The 14,724-nt window shown below is 63.1% G+C and carries 9 protein-coding genes; 3 read left to right on the top strand and 6 right to left on the bottom strand.

Annotated features, from left to right (window positions below; translation table 11 throughout):
* Positions 1-214 precede the first annotated feature (214 nt).
* Together HYH07_RS29595 and HYH07_RS29590 are read left to right on the top strand one after the other, a co-directional pair.
* A complete protein-coding gene (locus tag HYH07_RS29595; protein WP_220005774.1) occupies positions 215-2,269 on the top strand; it encodes an AsmA family protein in 2,055 nt (684 codons plus the stop codon).
* A gap of 200 nt (positions 2,270-2,469) precedes the next feature.
* Entirely contained in the window at positions 2,470-4,917 is a 2,448-nt protein-coding gene (locus HYH07_RS29590) for an adenylate/guanylate cyclase domain-containing protein (protein WP_220005773.1), read from the top strand.
* A 198-nt stretch (positions 4,918-5,115) separates the two neighbouring features.
* Here the strand turns inward: HYH07_RS29590 and HYH07_RS29585 are convergent, their stop codons facing one another.
* From HYH07_RS29585 to HYH07_RS29565, 5 genes are all read right to left on the bottom strand, one after another.
* A complete protein-coding gene (locus HYH07_RS29585) occupies positions 5,116-8,529 on the bottom strand; it encodes a DEAD/DEAH box helicase family protein (protein ID WP_220005772.1) in 3,414 nt (1,137 codons plus the stop codon).
* A gap of 194 nt (positions 8,530-8,723) precedes the next feature.
* Positions 8,724-8,948: a hypothetical protein gene (locus tag HYH07_RS29580; protein ID WP_220005770.1), complete on the bottom strand. Its 225-nt coding sequence runs from the start codon at positions 8,946-8,948 to the stop codon at positions 8,724-8,726.
* Positions 8,929-9,228 (bottom strand): BrnT family toxin, encoded by a 300-nt coding sequence (locus tag HYH07_RS29575; protein ID WP_220005769.1) that lies wholly within the window; start codon positions 9,226-9,228, stop codon positions 8,929-8,931. Before HYH07_RS29575 ends, HYH07_RS29580 begins: the two co-directional genes overlap by 20 nt.
* A gap of 2 nt (positions 9,229-9,230) precedes the next feature.
* Positions 9,231-10,388, bottom strand: a complete 1,158-nt coding sequence (locus tag HYH07_RS29570; RefSeq protein WP_220005767.1) for a restriction endonuclease subunit S — start codon at positions 10,386-10,388, stop codon at positions 9,231-9,233.
* Entirely contained in the window at positions 10,385-11,926 is a 1,542-nt protein-coding gene (locus HYH07_RS29565) for a class I SAM-dependent DNA methyltransferase (RefSeq protein ID WP_220005766.1), read from the bottom strand. Before HYH07_RS29565 ends, HYH07_RS29570 begins: the two co-directional genes overlap by 4 nt.
* A 313-nt stretch (positions 11,927-12,239) precedes the next feature.
* Here HYH07_RS29565 and HYH07_RS29560 point away from each other — a divergent pair, with 313 nt between their 5' ends.
* Positions 12,240-13,094 carry a hypothetical protein gene (locus HYH07_RS29560; RefSeq protein WP_228749824.1) on the top strand — a complete coding sequence of 285 codons (855 nt, stop codon included), beginning with the start codon at positions 12,240-12,242 and terminating at the stop codon, positions 13,092-13,094.
* Positions 13,095-13,270: 176 nt separating this feature from the next.
* Here the strand turns inward: HYH07_RS29560 and HYH07_RS29555 are convergent, their stop codons facing one another.
* Positions 13,271-14,602: a Spy/CpxP family protein refolding chaperone gene (locus HYH07_RS29555; protein ID WP_220005764.1), complete on the bottom strand. Its 1,332-nt coding sequence runs from the start codon at positions 14,600-14,602 to the stop codon at positions 13,271-13,273.
* Between the last annotated feature and the right edge of the window lie 122 nt (positions 14,603-14,724).

The following is a 14,724-nucleotide window of genomic DNA, read 5'->3' as shown; positions in this document are numbered from 1 at the left end:
ACTCGTCAATTTCCGGGGCAAATCGCTTGGAAGCATGAACGTCAGAATCGCGTAATACCGCGCCGGAGAAGTGTGTCATAAGTCACATAACTTTGCAGCACCTCCCGATTATTTTTAGTCGCTTGGAGCGGCTTCCCGTCCCGGGATAAGCTTGGCGCAAAGGACGGGTCATCCGCCTGATGCGACGCCGCCCGTCCGTCGTTGGAAAGTCGATATGAGAGCAGTGAAATTCGCCGGCGCGGCGGTGGCCGCGATCATCATCGTAATCGTTCTGCTGCTGGTGATCGGGGTTCCCTCGGGCTTTTTGGCTGCGACGATCGCCTCGCGCGTCGAGCAGGCGACCGGGTATCGCCTCTCGATCGACGGAACCACGAAGATCAGCCTGTGGCCGACGCTGAACGTCACGCTGAACGACCTCACGCTTGCCGATCCCAAAGACCGCAGCGGCGTGACACGCGTGACCATCGACACGGTGCAGGCCGACATGTCGCTCGCAAGCGTGTGGTCGGGCCATCCCGAGATCAGCGAGATCATCGTCAGCCATCCCGTGCTGTACCAGCCGCTGCTGCGTGAGCGCCTGCCCAACGCAGACGCGTCGCCAAAACCGCTCGCGCTCAACATGGACGACGCAACCATAGACCGCGTCAGGATCAGCAATGGCGAAGTCGCATTCGCGCGCGCACGCGATCGCGTCGAAGGCCGCGTCAGCGCGATCAATGCGGACGTCGTCAACGGCCGGGATCGCAAGCTGAACATTGTCGGCACCGCGCGCATCGGCGAACACCCGACCAAGTTCGACATCAAGGCGACCAGCCCGGCGCCGCCGATCGAGCGGCAGACCGTCCCGGTGGATTTCGCCGTCGACATGCCCGACGTGCTGAAGTCGCAGCTCGCCGGCCATGCCGAGCTGCGGCTGAACGGCACGGTCGTGATGATCAACGGCGTCAACGGCACCCTCGGCGACGGCGCCTTCAACGGTTGGGCTTCGGTCGATATCGCGAGCAAGCCGCTGGTGAAGCTCGATCTCGACTTCCAGCGCCTCACAATCCCGCTGGCCAGATCGCCTGACGGCGCGGCCGCACAGGCCTGGAGCGATGCAGCCATCGACGTATCCGGGCTCAACTATGTCGACGCGCAGGTCAGGATCTCGGCCAACGAAGCCGTCATCGGTGAGGCCCGTCTTGCGCCACTGGCGCTCGATGCAAAGCTCGCCGGCGGCATCTTGAAGGCCGGCACCGCCAATCTCGGCGCCTATGGCGGCCAGGTCTCGGGCGAGGTGATCCTCGATGCAACCAGCGGCGCGCCGAGCTTCGCGATGCATTCCGACCTGGTCGGCGTGCGCGCGCTGCCGCTGCTCCAGGGCCTTGCCGAATTCGACCGGATCGACGGCAAGCTGCAGGCCAAGCTCGCCCTGCGCAGCGCCGGCACCAGCCAGCGCGCGCTGATGGCGAACATGCAAGGCAACGCCTTCGTCAATTTCCAGGACGGCGCCATCCGCGGCATCAATATCGCGCAGATGATCCGCTCGCTGACCTCGGGCACGCTGAGCGGCTGGCAGGACAACCTGAACCCCAACCAAAGCTCCAGCCAGGAGCAGAGCACGGATCTGTCGCAACTCTCCGCCTCGTTCCGCATCGACAAGGGCCAGGCGGTGACGACCGATCTCAATCTGATCGGGCCGCTGGTACGCGTCACCGGCGCCGGCACCATCGCGCTCGACACCAAGATGATGGGCTTCCGCGTCGAACCGAAGCTGGTGATGACGACGGAAGGCCAGGGCCGCACCTCCGAGCCTGTCGGCTTCGGCATTCCCGTGATGATCACGGGCGCCTGGTCGCAGCCGCGGATCTATCCCGACATGGCCGGCGTGCTCGACAATCCTGAGGCCGCCTATGCCAAGCTTCGCGAAATGGGCAAGGGCCTGTTCGGCCCCGACGGCGCCGGGCTTGGCAACATCCTGAACAGCTTTGGTCTTGGCAGCGCCGCTCCGGGTGGCGGCAATGCCAATCCGCAAGTCCAGCAGCCGGGGCAAGGACAGGGGCAGAACAATCTGCTCGGCGGCCAGCTGGGCGAGGCGATCGGCAATCTGATCCAGCAGGGGCTCTCGAGCGGCGCCGCTAACGGCACCGGCCGAAGCCGCGGCCTGCCAGGCAACTCGACCACCCCGGCGCCGCAGGCTTCGCCCGCCCCGCCGATCCAGGATCCGCCCCAGGCCCAGCAGGACAGCCAGCCGATGAACGACGTGATGCGGCAGCTGTTCAATCGGTGATGGGCGGATCAAGGCGTCGAACTTCGCCCGCAACCAGCTGCGACAATTCACCGCCCGGTCGGCCCGGCATTCCCCGATAGGTAACCACACCAGCCCGTTCCTCGCCCCTTGCCGGTCCAAGCACCCAAATTGTGCTAGAAGGGCGATAGGGCCCGTACGGCCCTTAGCGCCGGCGTCGGTCACGGCGCGAGAGGATCCGGATGGCGGGAGCGAAAGACAAGACCTGGGTTCTGCGCGAGGGCCTGTTCGCCAAATACGTCGTCTCCCTCGTCGGCCTCGTCGTGTTCGTGCTCGCGGTCAACGGCGCGATGGAGACCTGGATCTCCTATCGCGCCACCAGGACCCAGCTGACCGGCGGGCTCGAGGACAAGGCGCAGGCCGCCGCCCGCCGTATGGAGCAGTCGATCTCCGAGCTCGAGCGCCAGATCAGCTGGGTCACGGCGGCAAGCCAGGACACGCTCGAGAAGCGCCGCACCGGCTATGCCCAGCTGCTGCATCAGGTCTCGGTCGTCACCCAGCTGTACCAGCTCAATGGCGAGGGCCGCGAGGTGCTGCGCGTCTCGCGCCAGTCGACCACATCAGGCGGCAACGCCGACCTCTCCCGCGACATGCGCTTCACCGACACGGTGGCGCGCGGGGTGAGCTTCTCGCCGGCCAGTTTCGTCGATGGCAGGCCGATGATGTCGATTTCGGTGGCACATTCCGGCTTCAACGCCGGCGTCACCGTGGCCGAGGTCGATCTCAGCTTCCTCTCCGACTACCTGTCGGACAACCAGGTCGGCAAGGCCGCCTTCGCCTATGTCGTCGATCCGCGCGGCCGCGTGCTGGCGACATCGTCGAAGGGGCCCGATGTCGGCACGGATCTGTCGAAGCTGCCGCAAGTCGCAGCTGCGATTGCGCCCGGCGGCGAGGGCGATATGTCTGGCACGGACTTCAACGGCCATTCGGTGCTGTCAGCTGCGAGCACGGTGCCGAAGCTCGGCTGGAGCGTGCTGTTCGAGCAGCCGACCGCGCAGGCCTTGATGCCGATCCGCGACCAGCTCGTGCGCATCGCGCTCTTGATCGGCATGGGGCTCCTGGTCGCGATCCTCGCCGGCACGCTGCTGGCGCGCCGCATGATCATCCCGATCACGGCGCTGCGCGACGGCGCGCACAAGCTCGGCGAGGGCGACTTCAGCCACCGCATCGACGTGCACACCTCTGACGAGCTGGAAGATCTCGCCGGCCAGTTCAACCGCATGGCCGGCCAGCTCCAGGAGACCTATACGGACCTCGAAACCAAGGTCGAGGCGCGCACCCGCGACCTCGCGCAGTCGATCAACGAGCTGAGAGTGCTGGAAGAGGTCGGCCGCGCGCTGTCGTCCTCGCTCGACCTCAACGCCGTGCTGCCGACGATCGCCGCCCGCGCGCTGGAGATCAGCCATGCCGATGCGGTGCTGATCTACGGCTATGAGGCCGAGCCGCGCCGCTTCAACCTGGTCGAGGCCAACGGCATCGACAAATCGGCCACCGGCGGCCATGTCACCATCGACGAGGGCGAGAATGTTCTGAGCGATGCCGCCAGGAGCGGCGAGCCGATCGCGATTGCCGATCTCGATCACGCCGCCGAGCAGCCGCTGCGCGAGGTCGCGGTCGCCGCCGGCTTCCACTCCGTGCTGGTGGTGCCGCTGGTCGACCAGCAGGGCACGCTCGGCGCGCTGGTGGTGCTGCGCCGTGCCGGCGGCGCATTCGAAGGCAGCCTCACCGGCCTGATGCGCACCTTCGCCAACCAGGCCGTGCTGGCGATGCGCAATGCGCGCCTGTTCACCGAGGTCGCCCACAAGAGCCACGCGCTGGAGACCGCGAACGAGACCGTGCGCGCCCAGGCCGACAAGCTGCGCGAGCAGACGGAGCAGCTGAGGAACTGGAACAAGTCGCTGGAAGAGCGCGTCGCAACACAACTCGGCGAGATCGAGCGCATTCGCAAGCTCGAGCGTTTCCTGGCGCCGCAGGTGGCGCAGCTGATCGCCTCGTCCGACAGCCCGGAGGGCCTGCTCACCAGCCAGCGCCGCGAGGTCACCGTGGTGTTCTGCGATTTGCGCGGCTTCACCGCGTTCACGGAAGCGACCGAGCCGGAAGAGGCGATGAACGTGCTGCGCGAATATCACGCCGCGCTCGGCCAGCTGATCTTCAAATATGAGGGCACGCTGGACAAATATGCCGGCGACGGCGTGATGATCCTGTTCAATGCGCCGATCCAGTTCGAGGACCACACAAAGCGCGCCGTGAAAATGGCGGTGGAGATGCGCGACACGATCGGTCCCTTGACCGAGCGCTGGCGCAACCGCGGGCACAGCCTCGGCTTCGGCATCGGCATCGCGCTCGGCTATGCCACGCTCGGCCAGGTCGGCTTCGAGCAGCGGCTGGAATATGCCGCGATCGGCAGCGTCACCAACCTCGCCTCGCGCCTCTGCGCCGAGGCCAAGCCCAACCAGATCGTGGTGAGCCGCCGCGTCTACGGCATGGTCGAGCCATGGGTCGAGGCGCGCGCGCTCGACGATCTCCAGCTCAAGGGGTTCAATCATCCCGTGCTGGCGATGGAGATTTTGTCGTGGCGCGAGGAGGTGGACAGCGTCGTCGATGCGACGGCTGCGCGACGACGAGGGTAGTCGTCGTCACAGACGTCGAAAACAACCCCATGCACAGTAGCCAAGGTTCGGGCGAGACAGCGCATTTTCGATGCGAATGCTGATTTTACGAAATTTGCCTTGAGGCGTCGGGCAAAACAGTGGTAGGGTGGCATCATCGGGCGTTGCGCCTGATCTCCCCAAGCGCAGATGTGATTGCCGGCGGGTCGGTCGATCCGCTCAGGCAACTGCGCTGTCGTTGATCTCACGAATCGTACTGACAAGACGAACCACCTTGGCTTCATCGAACAGATGTTCCGGCCCTGTCGGCGCAATCCCAGTGAAAGGAGGCTCGTACAGCAACGACGGGTCCATCATGCCTTGATCGGTCAAATGCTCGATCACCATGTTGATGAATTCAATCTGCGCCGCGGTCGCCGTGCCGGCGGAAATGAATCCGCCGAATGCCTCGCTGACGGCGGCACGATCGAGCCCGACGAGTGAGCGAACGAAGCGTCCAAAGCCGTGGCTCGTCTCACGCGCGCGCTCGATATCACCGGCTTCGCCGACGCCAGCGTCCAGAAGCAGCTTTTCAAGTTCGCTGAGATCAGACGGCGTCAGAGGTTTGCCCTGTCTCAGCTTGTGCAGGACGATGTTGTCCTGATGCGCTCGCAGGAAATGCCGCGCCTTGGTCTTGAAGCGGGCGAAGTCGGCCTCACCGACTTGCGGCAATTGCAGCTCGATGCCCTCTCCGATCTCGTCGGCAAAGTTCGAATAGACCAGAGCCTTCCTGCCCTTCTCGATGTGCTGGACGAGGTCGCGGAGGCGCAGGCGCACGAGTTCCAGGAGCGGCACGGTGACGCCTTCCCACCACTGATCGGTTTGGATGTCCTCGATCAGCTCGGCATGCTGCGCGATGGCAGGAATGGCGGTTTGTTCTTCCAAGGCGGAAGCGATCTCGAGCAATTGCTTCCGTAGCGTGTCGAAGCGCTTGGAGCCTTTGAGCAGAGCCAGCTCAAGCTGGAACATCAGAAGGTCAAAGCGTTTGGCGTCCTCGGTGCCGAGCATGTGGCTTGAGGGAAGCGGCGCGACTTCGTCGACCAGTTCCTTGCGCTTCTCGTCGTCGATTTTCTCCCATGCCTCTGGCTCGCGGAACTTCTCCACGGAGCGGCGATGCTGGCGCACGATGAAATTATCTTCATTCATGCCACCGACGATGTCTTGCAGCGTCTTGGCGGCCGATGCGCGAATGTCCGGTTCGCTCGGCGGCGGGTCGCCGCCCGGCTCATAGGGGGTCTGCTCGCCGGCAGCGAAGCCGCCCGCCCTGTCGTGCTTCTCGTCGAGCGCCCGCACCAGATCGACCCTCCCGGCGAACAGGCGCTCGGAGAGCGAGCGCGCGGCGCTTGCCTCCTTCAATTCAGGATTGGCACCGAAGAACTCGATGTTCTGGCAATAGTCGAAGACCCGAAAGAATTCCTTGTCCTGTCCCGGACCGAACAGATCCGGGCAGAGCCGCGTGCCGCGGCCGATCATCTGCCAGAATTTGGTCTTCGACCGGACCGGCTTGAAGAAAACAAGATTGACGACCTCGGGCACGTCGATGCCGGTGTCGAGCATATCGACCGAGATTGCAATGTGCGGGGCCTTGGCCTTTGCGGAGAAATCGTCAATCAAGGTTTGGGCATAAGCCCCGGTCTGGTGCGTGATGACTCGGGCGAAATGGCCGGCCAGCGCCGGATAGGCCACATTAAATCGGTCATAGATGAACTTCGCGTGCGCCTCGTTCTTGGCAAAGATGATGGTCTTGCCGAGCCGGTCTCCGCCCTCGACCTTGAGGCCGTTCTGCATGAGGTGAGCGATGACGAGATCGACCGTCTCCTCGTTGAAGAGACGCTTGTTCACCTCGGCAGCTTCGACGGTATCAGGGACATCGTCCTCGCCCCATTCCAGCATGTCCCACTGGTCTTTCTCCTCCGGCGAGAGGTCGTCATAGCGAAGGCCAGAGCGGACGATCTTCAACGGGACAGAGATCGTCTTGGGCGGCACGAGGTGCCCTTCGGCAACGGCCTCCTCCAGCGAATAGGCGTCGGTCGGCACCCCGTCTTCGAGGTCGAACAGCGAATAGGTGTTGCGGTCGATCTCGTCCTTCGGCGTCGCGGTGAGGCCAACCAGGAAGGAATCGAAATATTCGAAGATGGCGCGGTAGCGCTGGTAGACCGAGCGATGCGCCTCGTCGATGACGATAAGATCGAAATGCCCGGGGCCGAACTTGGCCTTTCCTTCCTGCTTGCCGTCGATCAGGCCCATCATGGTCGGATAGGTCGAGATGAAGACGCGGCCTTCGCTGGTCCGCTCGGTCACGAGATTGACTGGGGCCGAGTCCGGCAAATGCGCCTTGAAGGCACCGGCCGCTTGGTTCACCAGCGCGATCCGGTCGGCCAGGAACAGCACGCGCTTGACCCAGCCGGCTCGTATCAGGAGATCGACCAATGCGATCACGGTGCGCGTCTTGCCGGAACCGGTGGCCATGACGAGCAGCGCCTTGCGCTCCCCGTCTTCCTCGAAATGTTTTGCGATGGAGCGGATGGCGCGGTGCTGGTAAGGCCGCTCGACGATCTTGCGGTTGATCGCCTCGGCTGCGAGCGACCGGCGGCTGACCCGGCGCTGGATCAGAAGCTCCAGCTCGTCGCGCTTGTAGAAGCCGCCGATCTGGCGCGGCGGATAACGCGTGTCGTCCCAGATCCAGTGCTCGTAGCCGTTGGAATAGAAGATCACCGGCCGTTGGCCGTAACGCGCCTCCAGCCTATCGGCATAGAGCTTAGCCTGCTGCTGCCCGATGCGGGCATCCTTGCGGGTGCGCTTGGCCTCGACCAGGCCCAGCGGCTTGCCGTCGGCGCCCCAGAGCACGTAGTCGACGAAGCCGATGCCCTCATTGTTCGGCATGCCCTCGACGCGGAACTCGGTATCATCAGGCCTGTCCAGCGCCCAGCCGGCCTCGCGCAGCAGGAGGTCGATATAGCGATCCCGTGTCTCGGCCTCGTTGTAATCGTGGCGATCGGGCTTCGCTTCCGCCGCCTTGCGGGCGGCGGCGACCTCGGCGCGGACTTTCTTCAGTTCCTCATCGAGGTTCTGCTTGTCGAGCAGCAACTTCGTGAGCTCGCCATTCTTGGCATCGAGCTCGGCCTGCTGCGCCTTGAGCTGGACGAAAGCCTTCTTCAGGACATCGTCGCGCCGCGACAGCACGGAGGGATCGAAGGCGAGGCCATCCGCCGGCTTGGCCTTGGCGTAGGTGCGCGCAAACCAGAAGCAGACGTGGAACAGCTCCTTGACCGCGCCCGTGGCGTCGCCGGAGCTGATGCGGCGCTCTTCGTGGACCGCTCGATTACGAAGGGTATTGATGTATTTCGCCTTGGCGAAGACGGCCTCTCCCGCGGCGCGGCGAAAGCTCGGCTCGTGCAGCAGCGCGGAAATATTGTCCTGATAGGGCAGCTTGAGGCCGGGGTCGTTGCGAAACGCCCATTTCACCGCGACCTCGACCGTCTTGCCGGCAAAGAACGCCGCGGCGGTGGGCGACACCCCCGCCTGACGCTCGGCCTCCACCGCGGCCTCGTGGACCGCAGGGAATTCAGCAGCAAGGAAGGCGAAGTTCGACATCGGCAGGCTCAGGCGGCGTTTGCCGGCGCAAGAGCCCGAACAATCCGACGAGGCGTTTGGAGCAATTCTTCCCCCTGCATCCGCCTGCCCTTCCCGGCAGGTCCCAATCGCAGGATCGTCCCATCTGGGAGAACCTGATGCAACCCCTACGGGTTGCCTACTTGCCTGCCCGCGTCAGGACGGGAGGGCGGCCCCTATTTGGCGGCGTCGATCCGCTCGATGTCCTCCTTCAGGAGGGTGTTCACGAGGTCATTCAGCGAGGTGCCCTGGGTCTCGGCGAGGCCTGAGAGGTAGGCCAGAACCTCGGGCTCCAGATGAACAGGCGGCACGAGGCGCGCACCGGCCTTGAAGAACTTGCCGCGCTGGGCAGTCGAAAAATCGTATTCGTCCTTCATGGGATTACCGATCACCCTCTTCATAGGACTTGATCTCGCGGCGGGTCGGGTGGCGCGCCGAGATGATACGGATCGCAGCCCTGTCCGCGGATAGCTCCGCATAGGTATGCACGACCAGGAGCAGGTTGCCAGCCGGGTTCCGGCCCATGGTAACCCATCGCTCCTCCCCTTCGCCAGACTCTTTGTCGAGCAGCGACAGCGCCAGCGGATCGCCGAAAACGCCCATCGCCGCCTCGAAGGCGACCCCATGCTTGCGCCGATTGCTCTCCGCCTTGACCGGGTCCCAATCGAACTCGAACTGCATGGTTAGAGCTGCCCGGAGAAGGCGCGGTACTGGAGGGAGGAGAAGAGATCGTCGAGAGCCGATTCTGCGTTTCGAAGACTAATCTCAAGCTGCCTTTGCCGCTTCAACCGGGCGTCAAATTGATCCAGTAGTTCCATTGGCGGCAACGCAATGGGCAGATTTCTAAGAATTTCCAGATTGATGTTCTTTTGCGCGACAGCAGGAGCTTTCCTTTCAAGAGTCTGCTGGAGAAACGACAACCAAACCCGCACATATTGAACGAGTCCCTCGCTTGAATGGCTAAAGCCGACAACGCTATCGGGAAAGCACGCGGGGAAAGTCAAAATTCCTGTTCGAGCAATGTTTGCAGCGATTGTTATGCAAAGAGTGCCGGTGGGCCACTTCCTGCTCTGACGAAGTCCCAGGTCTGAATAGGTCGATGAGTATGAGGTAATGTACCCGCCGCTGTTTGCCACTTCGCCAGTCTGGATGAGAGGATGCTCTCCTCCAAGCAATGCAGGGTCATTGCGTGGCCGATGTTTCGAAACACCTCTATCCAGCTGCCCAATCTCTCCCAGCGTCTTCCATGGGAATAGATTCTCGTTCTGAACAGGATCGCCAAACATTTCCAGAAACATCGCTTTGGTTAGGCTCTCCGATAGCTCAAGCGATCGCTGGCGCTTGCAGCGCAGCGCATACACATTGTCCAAAATGGCCGAGATTCTCTGCTGCTCCTGAAGCGGCGGTAAATCAACCTCCCATGCCTCCATCCCGGCCTTGGTGATGTGAATCATAGAGATGCCGCGGCCTGACGCCTTCAAACGCTCAGTGATATATTGCAATAGGTAGTACGCGAAACGCTTATCAAGCCGGTCGGAAGGGATCACTTTCCAAATGTGGTAATGATAGATCGCCTTTTCGCCGCTCCAAAAATATGGCCCGAAGGTTGCGGACCACGCAAAAAGCAAATCGCCGTCTTGGCAATACTTCTCCTCAGGCAAGCTGAGATTTGAATAGTACCATCTATCGCCACCATTTAGGTTTTGAATCCGTATCACTTGAGTGCCCACTTCCAGCAACTCATTTTGTTTATAGGCTCGCCCGTTAACTAGAGTCAGAATATCGCCGAGAGCGACCCGCGTCCAAGATCTCGCCCGTTGGTACACTGCTGCCAGATTCAAAGCATTTTCTCCAGCTCAACCAACCCGAGGGCTATCTCCTTCTCCAGCTTCCTTAGGTCCGCGATAATCTCGTTCGGAGAACGATGCGCGGTCGCCTCATGCACCACTTCTTTGTAGTGATTGAGCGAGAGATCGTAGCCAGAGGCAACGATCTCGGCCTTTGGCACGCAAAAGCTTTGCATCGTACGTGAACGCTTACGCTCCGGGCCAGTGCGCTCCTTCCAGCGAGCTGCAATATCTGGAAGATTGTTCTTCGATTGTTCGTCTCCGTCGAGCGTTGCTTTCGGTCCGATCTTGTCTGGCGGCAGTAATGGTGCACGTTTATCGTCCAAGGACATTCCATCAGCCTGGCAATCGTAGAACCAGACCTGATCGGTGCCGCCCGAATTGGTCTTGGTAAACAACACGATCGCCGTCGACACGCCGGCATATGGCTTGAACACGCCAGACGGCAGCTTCACTATCCCGTCGAGCTTGTGATCCTCAACGAGCATCCTTCGAATTGCCTTATGCGCCGTGGAAGAACCGAACAACACGCCGTCCGGCACGATCACGGCGGCCCGGCCGCCAGGCTTCAGCAGCTTCAGGAACAGCGCCATGAACAGAAGCTCGGTCTTCTTTGTCTTGACGATCGTGAGAAGGTCCTTGGCTGTCGTCTCGTAGTCGAGCGAACCAGCGAAGGGCGGATTGGCGAGCACGAGCGAGTACCGATCCTCGTCGCCGGCATGCTCTTGCGACAGCGAATCCTTGTAGCGGATGTCCGGGTCGTCGACGCCGTGCAGCGTCATGTTCATCGAGCCGATGCGCAGCATCGTGCCGTCAAAATCGAAGCCGTGGAACATCTCCTCGTTGAAATGGTCGCGGCTTTCCTTGTCGTGAAACAGTTTTGGATGATTGTCGCGCAGGTATTGGCCCGCCGCGACCAGGAAGCCACAGGTGCCGCAGGCGGGGTCGCAGATCACGTCCTTCGGCGTCGGCGCGGTCATCTCCACCATCAGCGCGATGATGTGGCGCGGCGTGCGGAACTGGCCGTTCTGGCCGGCGGTCGCGATTTTGCCGAGCATGTATTCGTAGAGGTCGCCCTTGGTGTCGCGGTCCTCCATCGGGATATCAGCGAGGAGATCGACGACCTTGGCGAGCAGTGCCGGTGTCGGAATGGTGAAGCGCGCGCCCTTCATATGGGTCGCGTGCGCGGTGCCCTCTTCCGCCATGGTGCGCAGGAAGGGGAATACGTGCTCGGAGACGATGGCGAACATCGTCGCGGGGTCCTTGTTCTTCAGCCGCGACCAGCGCATCTCCTCGTAGGCGACGCCGCCGCTCTTGCCGATATCATCCTTGCCTTTCGGGAAGATGCGCCGCTCCATTGGCTTGCCGAGACGGTTGGCCCTGTTCTCCTCGCGGGTGTGCGCCTCGTCGAGGCCGCGAATGAAGAGCAGATAGGTGATCTGCTCGATCACCTCGATCGGATTGGCGATGCCACCCGCCCAGAAGGCGTTCCAGACGTTGTCGATCTTGGAACGAAGTTCACCCGTGAGCATTCCCTGCCTCGATTTGCGCTTGCCGGAGGTTGCATTAGCAAATGGGACGGGGGAAGCGAAGCGCGGCTTTGGTGGGAGGGCTGAGGCTGTGGAGGACTCGTGGAGATTGTCGGACGAAACTCTGATACCGCCTTTGCGGCTACCCCTCTCCCCCGCCCTCCCCCACAAGGGGGGAGGGAGCGCAGCGGCGCAAGTCTCGCAACCATCGCATACTCACAAGGAGATCACGAACCACATCGCTGCTCACCGCGACTAACCCAGGCCTCAACGACGAGGCTCAAGTTCGGACGGGAGACGGCCTGTGGTGTTTGCCATGCCTTCGCGTGCCTATGATCTGCAGATGCAGGACCGTCCCAGTGAGCGTGCGCGCGACCATGGCTGGGTGTTTGGCCTGCCGCCGGGCATTGCGAGCGAGCAATGGCCACTCGATCCCGTCACCGGCTATCCGCTGATGCATGGCTTTACGCTGCTGCTGCCGGAGGATTACCGGGTGCATGGCGCTGACATCGTTGCGGTGTCGTTCTTTGCAACCGCGCCTGACCACAATGACGGCGGTGCGCCTGATGATCCTGAAATCCGCGAGGCGGTGGCGGCGCGCCCCGCGCATCCGCGCCTGTCGCGCCTGACGGACATCCTCGATTACGAATATGCCGCGATCCTTCTGACCAAGGCCGAATATGACGACGCCTTCGCAACGCCTCCGGCGCCGCTCGCACTTGCGACCGCGGAGCGGCCGCGCTGGCTCGATGTCGGCGGTGCCACCGCCTTCCACGAATCCGCGCCTGCTTACGCGAAAAAGCTGCTGCCGACGACGCCGCGCACTGATCTCGCCGAGAACCGCGCCATCGTGCTGACGCCCCGCGCGGAGGATCCCAATGCCGGCAAGGGCCCGCAGGATACACATGTGAAGCGAGGGCCACCGACCGGGTATCAGCCCTTTTACTACTATGTCGATGGTGTCGCGAGCCGCGACAATTTCCGCCTGCACGATTGGGCCAAGGACCATGCGCCAAACCATCTCGGCGGCACGATGCGGCCCTGCCAGGCGGTGCCCGAGATGAGCCCGTTCTACATCGAGTTCGAGGAATATTTCGGCGGTTACAATTTCGGCGGCGGCAACGCGCAGCTCGATTTTGGGGATATGAAGTTCGATTGGGCGTGCGGGTGAGGCAACAAAATCTGAGCCCGATATTTCGCCGTCATCGCCCGGCTCGACCGGGGCATCCAGTACGCCGCAGCTTCTCGATTTAATTACTACTGTCTCGGAGGACTGGATCGCCCGGTCAAGCCGGGCGATGACGGGAGTGTGTGGTAAGACAGCGAGGCTCTCACGACGCTCGCCGCTTACATCCCCCGCTTCGGCCCCATCGCCTCAAACGCTGCCTTCTGCTCGTCGCTGAGATCCGCTTCGAAGTCGTCGAGCGCATCAGTGACGCCACCCACGGCCTGCTGCATCGTCTGCAGCCGCGTCTTCACGGCGGCGAGGCGGGCTTGCGGGGTTGCTTCCGGCTTCATCGGGCAAGAGCTCAGCGTCTGCATGGTGCGCAGCGTGGTGTCCTGGAGGACGTCGAGACGGGCGCTGCCGGTGTCGTCGAGCCTCAAGGTGGACACGATGTCGGAGGCGGGCCATTGCTGTTGCACGAGCTGCTGGTACTGGCGCTGGGCCTGCACATCATAGCGGGGATCATAGTTGGGATCGCAGGCCTTGGCCTCCTGCGCTGCTTGGGCCGCCTGCGCATCCTTGTGCTGAGCCGAGGCCAGCGCGGCGCGGCGTTCGTTCGCAAGGGATTCGAGCTTTGCTTTCTGGCCGCCATCGAGGAGGCCAACGAACTTGTTCAGCGGCGCTGCCAGCGCGTCCGTGGCCTTGATCATCGCATCCAGCCGCGTCTGCATCACGCCGAGGCGTTCCGCGGCAGTCATCGGCGCCTGCGCCGGGCACGCGGCGCGGATGGTGTCGCGCGCGCCATTCCAGGCGGCTGCGAGCTCATCGAGCGCGGCGCGCTGCATCTCGTTCGGCTGCACGAGGCCAGCGATGCGGTCGACGGGCAAGCCCCCGGTGTCGCTGCTGTCGCAGACCGTCTCCGCCGATGGGATTCGTCGCCCGCGGCGACCTTGCGGCGCGGTGTAGGCGGCGAGCTCCGGCGCCGCGTAGGGGGCGAAGATCGCGGCATAGATGTCGCCATAGCCATAGAGCGACAGGCTGGTCGTATCGCCGAAGATGATCGCCGTGGTGAGATCGTCATGCGCGAACGGCCAGAACACCGGGCCGATCCAGCCATAGCTGCCATCAGGATGACGCCACCAGCCCTGCGGCCGGCGGCCGCCGTGCCAGCCCGACAGCGCGGCCTGCGCCGTGAGCGCGGCGCGCAAGACGTAGGGATTGGCAGGCTGGCCGCGCTCGCTACCGCGCGGATCCTGCGAGCTCATGGCCGCGGAGCGATAGCGGCTGCCTCGCGCCGCCATGCGGGCATGGCGCAGCCGCGACAGGCCGATGACGTGACCGACGGCGAAGCGGGCAATGCCGAGCGGACCGCCGCGCAATCCGAACTGCGCTTCCGCCGTGTTGGGCAGCAGCACTGTCAGAACGACAAGAGCAGCGCCGGCAAGCACCAGTCCCAAGCGCGATCTCGACAAGACCACTGACCTGACCACCGCGTTGTCCTCCCAAACACGCATCGCGTCGTAGGAGAAGACGCGCCGGGGAACCAAATGTTCCGCAGGGGGACGGTCAAGCGTATGGCAGATTGAGGAGCTGTGGCGGCAGCGGCACTCGCCTCCCTGGTTGGGGAGAGGGTGTC

The sequence above is a fragment of the Bradyrhizobium sp. BR 10261 genome (assembly GCF_019455395.1).
In the GTDB taxonomy this organism is placed as follows: domain Bacteria; phylum Pseudomonadota; class Alphaproteobacteria; order Rhizobiales; family Xanthobacteraceae; genus Bradyrhizobium; species Bradyrhizobium manausense.
Note: the sequence above shows the minus strand (reverse complement) of the source record. Positions and strands in the feature narration are given on the sequence as shown.